Genomic DNA, 1,147 nt, shown 5'->3' on the forward strand with positions numbered 1-1,147 from the left:
TACTATTTTGTCCATCTTCAATTACTTGCATAAATTCGATGGACGCGTCTTATATTCCCATAGCTGAAGCAAGGGGTTTTACGACGCATTGGATAAAAAATGATCCTATACCCGCATAAAAAAACAGCGAAATGGATTTTAACTTCCATTTCGCTGTCTTGTGTTATTTCTTGTTTTCTATTATTTTTTTAGTATGTCGTTTTACGCAACCTGATTTTTGTTGTTGGTAACTGTGATCAGATGACTTTTGATCAGTACCGGACGTACTGCATTATAGATGATCGCTACCAGAATTACAGATACAACTGCATTGATAAAGGTTGCCGCCGCACTCATTTTTGCAAGTGCCTGTGCCAGTTCCTGTGGCTGTCCCAAAATGTACTGTTTGTAGAAATATCCTACGATAGGATCTGCAATTACGTTAAATGCAAGTCCTGCGACAGATGCGATCACACTCCATTTGAAAACATATTTTTTATCTGTACTCTCATTGATCTTTGCAACCTTGTGTGCCACAAGACCTACGATCAGACCGATACAGAATTTCAGTACAAAGGTTTTCGGTGCGCCTGTGATATAAACAGGGTCCATGATATCTGCAATTCCCATTCCGATAGCTCCGGCAAGTCCGCCATATACGCCACCCAGAAGCAGTGCTGCAAGTACGCAGAAAGCATTTCCAATATGAATGGATGTTGCGTCTCCGCCCGGCACCGGGATCTTGATCTGCAGAAATGTGAAGGATACATAACATAAAGCTGCTAATAACGCAGTTTCTGCAAGTTTAACTACTGTGTTGTTCTGTGTGTTCATAATAATTCCCCTCTCGTTTCGTTATTACCTTTGTTATTACTTTAATGTATGATTGTATTAATGTAGGAATGTAATAACTTGGATGTTATAGTACCGCTTGTTTGGGTATATTACAAGGGGCAATTTTTATGTTTTTTTAGAGGACAGTTTTTATGGGTAATAAAAAAGTGGCTGTTTAAGCCACTCTTTCATGATTGTATATTCAAAACTACATACATGTTCTGTTGATGATCGTTAATCTTTTTTGAATCAATTTTAACCTGCGTACCGATACTCCAGCGGTGGTCATCTCACGACTCCGTCGTTCGATGTCATTTGCTTCGCAAATGTTCAG

Annotated in this window: 1 protein-coding gene; it reads right to left on the reverse strand. The window is 39.1% G+C overall.

The annotated features are described in order from the left end of the window. Nucleotides 1–201: 201 nt before the first annotated feature. Nucleotides 202–813 carry an ECF transporter S component gene (locus tag NE671_RS15675; protein WP_129976152.1) on the reverse strand — a complete coding sequence of 204 codons (612 nt, stop codon included), beginning with the start codon at nt 811–813 and terminating at the stop codon, nt 202–204. Nucleotides 814–1,147: the final 334 nt, after the last annotated feature.

It is taken from the genome of Blautia sp. DFI.9.10 (assembly GCF_024461705.1).
In the GTDB taxonomy this organism is placed as follows: domain Bacteria; phylum Bacillota; class Clostridia; order Lachnospirales; family Lachnospiraceae; genus Blautia_A; species Blautia_A fusiformis.

What these genes read in the sequence shown, in the direction of transcription:
- NE671_RS15675 (WP_129976152.1), bottom strand. Translation starts at nt 813, where the DNA reads ATGAACACACAGAACAACACAGTAGTTAAACTTGCAGAAACTGCGTTA.